Origin of the sequence: Lonsdalea quercina subsp. quercina, from assembly GCF_000688655.1 — a bacterium.
In the GTDB taxonomy this organism is placed as follows: Bacteria; Pseudomonadota; Gammaproteobacteria; order Enterobacterales; family Enterobacteriaceae; genus Lonsdalea; species Lonsdalea quercina.
Map to the genome: position 1 here is coordinate 44313 of NZ_JIBO01000014.1, position 7650 is coordinate 51962.

Sequence of the window (7650 nt, forward strand, 5' to 3'; positions counted from 1 at the left end):
GTCAGGTGAGGACTGACAACATTTTTTTTCCGTTATTATTTGATGACTTCCGTCTTAAGAAAAATAAAATTCTTATTATTCAGTTATTAAATTTAATAAATGACTTCAATAGCCGATTCCAATTTTCGCTTGCCGCGAGCGGAATATCGTAGGGTGGAATTCTCCATACCTGAATGAGCGCGGCCGAATTATTTCCTCGCACCGCTTCGCAAAATCGCTCTGACGTTCTTTTACCACAAAAAACGGCGGTCATAATTCCCTGCAAAGGGAGGAAACACGATGACACTCGCCATAGCCTTTACACGGGCAACGATTGGAATGCAGGCTCCGGAGGTCTCGATCGAGGTACACATCAGCAATGGCCTGCCTGCACTCACGCTGGTCGGCCTGCCGGAAACCACGGTGAAGGAAGCCCGCGATCGGGTGCGGAGCGCCCTTCTTAACTGCGGTTTCACCTTTCCCGCCAAACGTATTACCGTCAATTTGGCTCCTGCTGATCTTCCTAAAGAAGGCGGGCGTTACGATCTGCCTATCGCTTTAGCGATTTTAGCGGCGTCTGAACAGGTTCCTGGTAATAAACTGCGTGAGTATGAATTCCTGGGGGAATTGGGCCTATCAGGCGCGCTGCGTGGCGTTAACGGCGCTATCTCGGCAGCGTTGGAAGCTCAGAAAGTGGGTAGGCAGTTGATCGTCCCCGAAGATAATCAACGGGAGATGGCGCTGATTCCTGAGGGTGAAGCGGTGCTGGCGAATCATTTGCTGCAGGTATGCGCTTTTTTACATGGCAAGGTAACACTGTCGAGCAATCGTCTGTTGCCACCTGAGCAGCATCATGTGGAATCCGAGCTAGATTTGCAGGATATCGTCGGCCAAGAGCAAGCCAAACGTGCGCTGGAAATTGCCGCCGCGGGGGGTCACAATCTGTTGTTTCTCGGACCTCCAGGTACGGGGAAAACCATGCTTGCGAGTCGGTTGGCAGGATTGATTCCGCCGCTGAATGATTCAGAGGCATTGGAAAGCGCGGCGATAAATGGTCTGGTGAGCTGCTATAACGGGCCGGATAAGTGGCGTAGCAGGCCGTTTCGGGCGCCTCATCACACATCGTCAATCGCAGCTCTGGTTGGCGGCGGCTCTCTACCTAAGCCTGGAGAAATATCCCTCGCCCATAATGGCATTCTCTTTCTGGATGAACTGCCGGAATTTGAGCGGCGCGTTCTCGATTCGCTTCGCGAACCGCTTGAGTCGGGCGAAATCGTTATCTCCCGCGCCCGTGCCAAGGTCTGCTATCCGGCACGATTTCAACTGGTCGCGGCGATGAACCCAAGCCCATCCGGGCNCTATCAGGGCATCCACAACCGCATGCCGGCGCAGCAAATTCTACGCTATCTCACTCGGCTCTCGGGACCATTTCTAGATAGGTTTGATATCTCTATCGAAGTGCCGCTGTTGCCGCCGGGAATTCTGCGCAAACAGCGTAGTCAGGGGGAAAATAGCGCCACAGTGCGTGCGCGCGTGTCGGTTGCACGGCAACGGCAATTAGATCGCTCGGATAAGATCAACGCCTATTTAAGGCCCAGGGAAATAGAAATTCACTGTCATCTGACATCTAAAGACGCGCAATATCTCGAAGAGGTTATGAGTAAGCTCGGGCTTTCAGTACGCGCGTGGCATCGGATTCTAAGAGTTGCCCGCACCATTGCAGACTTGTCGGAGGAAGTCAGTATCAACCGAAACCATTTAGCGGAGGCGCTGAGCTACCGCTGTATGGATCGATTATTAATTCAACTGCATAAAAATTTGGCTTAAAGAGAAATAACCTTCAGCCAAAAGATAAAATGGGGACCTCGTCCCCATTTTATCAATCTTCACTTTCTGTGAATTCTTCAACTGTGTCCATCTGAGGTTTTCCACCCGATAAAGTGTGAAAACGTTTAGGACGGCGAACACGTGTCGTATATTTTATCCAGATTTTTTCCAATTCTGTTTCAGGTTTACGTTCACCGTGACAAACGGCTAAAAACTGAATTTCTTCATCCGTGCTCGGCTGACGTTTACCGATATCAAGCTCATGCATTGCATGGCCATGACGCTCCAGCAGTTGGGCTTCTTTAATCGTGAAGTCGCCGTGTCGAGAAAAACCACGCGGATAGAATTTGTTGTCAAAAAAACGACTGGTTGTTGAGAAGCTTTCTGCCATTTTACACGCTCCTAATGCTTTATGGTCGTGCCCTTTATGGCGCGGAGTATTAGATAGGCTTGACTTCCTGTAAAACAAAACATTTAAATCATCACGATAAATTTTTTTTGGAGAGCGCATGGACACCGACTTATTGAAAACCTTCCTGGAAGTGAGTAGAACCAGGCACTTTGGTCGTGCTGCGGAATCGCTCTATCTAACACAGTCGGCAGTTAGCTTCCGTATCCGTCAACTCGAGAACCAACTTGGCGCTAATCTGTTTACTCGACATCGTAATAATATTCGCCTGACGCCAGCAGGTGAGAGGCTGTTTCCCTATGCCGAGAATCTCATCAATACCTGGTCTATCGCGAAGAAAGAGGTTGCTCGTTCACAGCAACATAGCCTTCTTTCCATCGGCGCTACGGCTTCTCTCTGGGAGGCTTACTTGACGTCATGGCTCAATGAACTCTATTTGCAACGACCATTGCTCCAATTGGAAGCGAGAATCGCGCTACGCCAATCTCTGGTGCAGCAGTTGCTTGAGAGGCAGTTAGATCTCCTTATCACGACTGAACCTCCGAAAATGGAAGAACTTGCCAGCCAACTGCTCGGAAATTTCTCGTTGTCGCTTTTTACGCTTAAGGGGCAACAATCAAAAGAACATCTTCCCTATATCAGGCTCGAATGGGGAGTCGATTTTCGTCAACAGGAGAACCGATTATTCCCGAACGACCATATGCCGGTGATGACAACCACATCCGCCCAGCTAACGCGTCAGTTGATATCTACATTGGGGGGATGTGCATTCTTACCTAACCATTGGCAACAGCAATATGGAGAACTTCAAGTCGTCGATACCGCTCCTGTAGTTAACCGTTCTTTTTATGCCGTATGGCTGCAAAATAGCGATCACCAGGCGTTGATACTGCAGTTGCTGAAAGTCCCAATCTCATCGTTAGATACCATCACGACTCAGTGATGTAGAAGACAAAATGCAGTAAGGAAATACGTCTTTTGTGGTGTCCCGGTTACTCGGGGTTGAAAGGTAGAGCTCTATTGAAAACAAAAAGGAGAGTGCGCCGGATGTGTGATTCATCCATCGAATAGGATTTAAAAAAGGATAAAAAAAACCCTTCACAGAATGTGAAGGGTTATTTCCTGGCAGGGGCGGAGAGACTCGAACTCCCAACACCCGGTTTTGGAGACCGGTGCTCTACCAATTGAACTACGCCCCTAAATAGGGTGGCGGAACGGACGGGACTCGAACCCGCGACCCCCTGCGTGACAGGCAGGTATTCTAACCAACTGAACTACCGCTCCACCGATTCTGTATCGTTACCGGATAATCGTCTTCCAGTAACCGGTGCTGTGCACCTTAAATTAATGCCTGGCAGTTCCCTACTCTCACATGGGGAGNCCCCACACTACCATCGGCGCTACGGCGTTTCACTGCTGAGTNCGGCATGGGGTCAGGNGGGCCCACCGCGCTATCNCCGCCAGGCAAATTCTGTTTCATTCCAGCCGTTACACTCTCTTCCCGTGCAACCACCAGAACCAATCTTTGAACAAGCTGAATCTCGTCTCTCTAAAAACACCTTCGGTGTTGTAAGGTTAAGCCTCTCGGGTCATTAGTACTGGTTAGCTCAACGTATCGCTACGCTTACACATCCAGCCTATCTACGTCGTCGTCTTCAACGGCCCTTCAGGGGACTTAAAGTCCCAGGGAAGACTCATCTCGGGGCAAGTTTCCCGCTTAGATGCTTTCAGCGGTTATCTCTTCCGCACTTAGCTACCGGGCAATGCCATTGGCATGACAACCCGAACACCAGTGGTGCGTTCACTCCGGTCCTCTCGTACTAGGAGCAACCCCCCTCAATCTTCCAACGCCCACGGCAGATAGGGACCGAACTGTCTCACGACGTTCTAAACCCAGCTCGCGTACCACTTTAAACGGCGAACAGCCGTACCCTTGGGACCTACTTCAGCCCCAGGATGTGATGAGCCGACATCGAGGTGCCAAACACCGCCGTCGATATGAACTCTTGGGCGGTATCAGCCTGTTATCCCCGGAGTACCTTTTATCCGTTGAGCGATGGCCCTTCCATTCAGAACCACCGGATCACTAAGACCTGCTTTCGCACCTGCTCGAGCCGTCACTCTCGCAGTCAAGCTAGCTTATGCCTTTGCACTAACCTCCTGATGTCCGACCAGGATTAGCTAACCTTCGTGCTCCTCCGTTACTCTTTGGGAGGAGACCGCCCCAGTCAAACTACCCACCAGACACTGTCCGCAACCCCGGTCAGGGGCCCACGTTAGAACATCAAACATTAAAGGGTGGTATTTCAAGGTTGGCTCCATGCAGACTGGCGTCCACACTTCAAAGCCTCCCACCTATCCTACACATCAAGGCTCAAGGTTCAGTGTCAAGCTATAGTAAAGGTTCACGGGGTCTTTCCGTCTTGCCGCGGGTACACTGCATCTTCACAGCGAGTTCAATTTCACTGAGTCTCGGGTGGAGACAGCCTGGCCATCATTACNCCATTCGTGCAGGTCGGAACTTACCCGACAAGGAATTTCGCTACCTTAGGACCGTTATAGTTACGGCCGCCGTTTACCGGGGCTTCGATCAAGAGCTTCGCCTTGCGGCTGACCCCATCAATTAACCTTCCGGCACCGGGCAGGCGTCACACCGTATACGTCCACTTTCGTGTTTGCACAGTGCTGTGTTTTTATTAAACAGTTGCAGCNAGCTGGTATCTGCGACTGGTATCAGCTCCGGGAGNAAGTNCCTTCACCAACGCCAGCGTGCCTTCTCCCGAAGTTACGGCACCATTTTGCCTAGTTCCTTCACCCGAGTTCTCTCAAGCGCCTTGGTATTCTCTACCTGACCACCTGTGTCGGTTTGGGGTACGATTTCGTGTTACCTGGAGCTTAGAGGCTTTTCCTGGAAGCTTGGCATCGGTCACTTCATCACCGTAGTGACTCGTCATCACGCCTCAGTGTTAATGATGTTCCGGATTTACCAAAAACATCCACCTACACGCTTAAACCGGGACAACCGTCGCCCGGATAACCTAGCCTTCTCCGTCCCCCCTTCGCAGTAACACCAAGTACAGGAATATTAACCTGTTTCCCATCGACTACNCCTTTCGGCCTCGCCTTAGGGGTCGACTCACCCTGCCCCGATTAACGTTTGACAGGAACCCTTGGTCTTCCGGCGTGCGGGTTTTTCACCCGCATTATCGTTACTTATGTCAGCATTCGCACTTCTGATACCTCCAGCAACCCTCACAGGNCACCTTCGCAGGCTTACAGAACGCTCCCCTACCCAACAACACCTAAGTGTCGCTGCCGCAGCTTCGGTGCATGGTTTAGCCCCGTTACATCTTCCGCGCGGGCCGACTCGACCAGTGAGCTATTACGCTTTCTTTAAATGATGGCTGCTTCTAAGCCAACATCCTGGCTGTCTGGGCCTTCCCACATCGTTTCCCACTTAACCATGACTTTGGGACCTTAGCTGGCGGTCTGGGTTGTTTCCCTCTTCACGACGGACGTTAGCACCCGCCGTGTGTCTCCCGTGATAACATTCTTCGGTATTCGCAGTTTGCATCGAGTTGGTAAGCCGGGATGGCCCCCTAGTCGAAACAGTGCTCTACCCCCGAAGATGAGTTCACGAGGCGCTACCTAAATAGCTTTCGGGGAGAACCAGCTATCTCCCGGTTTGATTGGCCTTTCACCCCCAGCCACAAGTCATCCGCTAATTTTTCAACATTAGTCGGTTCGGTCCTCCAGTTAGTGTTACCCAACCTTCAACCTGCCCATGGCTAGATCACCGGGTTTCGGGTCTATACCCTGCAACTTAACGCCCAGTTAAGACTCGGTTTCCCTGCGGCTCCCCTATTCGGTTAACCTTGCTACAGAATATAAGTCGCTGACCCATTATACAAAAGGTACGCAGTCACCCTGATTAATCAAGGCTCCCACTGCTTGTACGTACACGGTTTCAGGTTCTATTTCACTCCCCTCGCCGGGGTTCTTTTCGCCTTTCCCTCACGGTACTGGTTCACTATCGGTCAGTCAGGAGTATTTAGCCTTGGAGGATGGTCCCCCCATATTCAGACAGGATAACACGTGTCCCGCCCTACTCATCGAACTCACAATCCATGCCTCTTCGTGTACGGGACTATCACCCTCTGTCGTGCGACTTTCCAGACGCTTCCACTAAGACACAAACTGATTCAGGTTCTGGGCTCCTCCCCGTTCGCTCGCCGCTACTAGGGGAATCTCGGTTGATTTCTTTTCCTCGGGGTACTGAGATGTTTCAGTTCCCCCGGTTCGCCTCGCAACACTATGTATTCATGTTGCGATAGTGCAACGGATTGCACTGGGTTTCCCCATTCGGGTATCGTCGGGTATAACGGTTCATATCACCTTGCCGACGCTTTTCGCAGATTAGCACGCCCTTCATCGCCTCTGACTGCCTAGGCATCCACCGTGTACGCTTAGTCACTTAACCTCACAACCCGAAGGTGTTTCGTAAAACACTTCGCGCTGCGATTATTTGAGAGACTCTGATACAACAAAATCACATCTCAATACTGCACGGAGAGATATGTTCAGCTGTATCGTTTCAAATTTCAGCTTGTTCCAGATTGTTAAAGAGCAATATCTTAAACACGACTCGTTAAAGTCATCTTTAAGATATTCAGGTGATAATGCCTTTCACTCATTATCGGTATGGCGTCCCCAAGGGGATTCGAACCCCTGTTACCGCCGTGAAAGGGCGGTGTCCTAGGCCTCTAGACGATGGGGACACGAAATCCGACTCAGCCTTCCGGCTCAATCGTTCCGCATCAGCATGAGTCAGAGACTCATCATCAACAGGTGCGCTTTTGCTCTTGCTTTTTCATCAGACAATCTGTGTGAGCACTTCACTAGCACTTCACTTTGGTAAGGAGGTGATCCAACCGCAGGTTCCCCTACGGTTACCTTGTTACGACTTCACCCCAGTCATGAATCACAAAGTGGTAAGCGCCCTCCCGAAGGTTAAGCTACCTACTTCTTTTGCAACCCACTCCCATGGTGTGACGGGCGGTGTGTACAAGGCCCGGGAACGTATTCACCGTAGCATTCTGATCTACGATTACTAGCGATTCCGACTTCATGGAGTCGAGTTGCAGACTCCAATCCGGACTACGACGCACTTTATGAGGTCCGCTCACTCTCGCAAGTTCGCTTCTCTTTGTATGCGCCATTGTAGCACGTGTGTAGCCCTACTCGTAAGGGCCATGATGACTTGACGTCATCCCCACCTTCCTCCGGTTTATCACCGGCAGTCTCCTTTGAGTTCCCGACCGAATCGCTGGCAACAAAGGATAAGGGTTGCGCTCGTTGCGGGACTTAACCCAACATTTCACAACACGAGCTGACGACAGCCATGCAGCACCTGTCTCAGAGTTCCCGAAGTCACC

The 7650-nt window shown here is 51.0% G+C and carries 3 protein-coding genes, 3 tRNA genes and 3 rRNA genes; 2 read left to right on the forward strand and 7 right to left on the reverse strand.

Annotation, left to right across the window (positions count from 1 at the left end):
- The first annotated feature begins 279 nt into the window (after positions 1-279).
- Complete coding sequence (locus RZ35_RS13200; protein WP_026743739.1) at positions 280-1806, forward strand: YifB family Mg chelatase-like AAA ATPase; 1527 nt, start codon at positions 280-282, stop codon at positions 1804-1806.
- Between the two features lie 52 nt (positions 1807-1858).
- Here RZ35_RS13200 and RZ35_RS13205 read toward each other — a convergent pair whose 3' ends face one another.
- Positions 1859-2197, reverse strand: coding sequence for a DUF413 domain-containing protein (locus RZ35_RS13205; RefSeq protein ID WP_026743740.1), 339 nt, complete (start codon positions 2195-2197; stop codon positions 1859-1861).
- 118 nt (positions 2198-2315) lie between these two features.
- Between RZ35_RS13205 and hdfR the strand changes: the two genes are divergently transcribed.
- Positions 2316-3158: an HTH-type transcriptional regulator HdfR gene (gene hdfR, locus RZ35_RS13210; RefSeq protein WP_026743741.1), complete on the forward strand. Its 843-nt coding sequence runs from the start codon at positions 2316-2318 to the stop codon at positions 3156-3158.
- 180 nt (positions 3159-3338) lie between these two features.
- On the opposite strand, the gene RZ35_RS13215 is transcribed toward hdfR, so the two are convergent.
- From RZ35_RS13215 to RZ35_RS13240, 6 genes are all read right to left on the reverse strand, one after another.
- Positions 3339-3414 (reverse strand) — tRNA-Trp (locus tag RZ35_RS13215).
- Positions 3415-3422: 8 nt separating this feature from the next.
- Positions 3423-3499, reverse strand: a tRNA-Asp gene (locus tag RZ35_RS13220).
- 65 nt (positions 3500-3564) lie between these two features.
- Positions 3565-3680: ribosomal RNA gene (gene rrf / locus RZ35_RS13225) — 5S ribosomal RNA — on the reverse strand.
- Between the two features lie 106 nt (positions 3681-3786).
- Positions 3787-6695 (reverse strand): 23S ribosomal RNA (locus tag RZ35_RS13230).
- Between the two features lie 222 nt (positions 6696-6917).
- Positions 6918-6993, reverse strand: a tRNA-Glu gene (locus tag RZ35_RS13235).
- A gap of 137 nt (positions 6994-7130) precedes the next feature.
- A 16S ribosomal RNA gene (locus RZ35_RS13240) occupies positions 7131-7650 on the reverse strand; the annotation flags it as partial.

Coding starts and splice junctions, on each gene's coding strand:
- RZ35_RS13205 (WP_026743740.1), bottom strand. CDS start 2,197: ATGGCAGAAAGCTTCTCAACAACCAGTCGTTTTTTTGACAACAAATTC.
- hdfR (WP_026743741.1), top strand. CDS start 2,316: ATGGACACCGACTTATTGAAAACCTTCCTGGAAGTGAGTAGAACCAGG.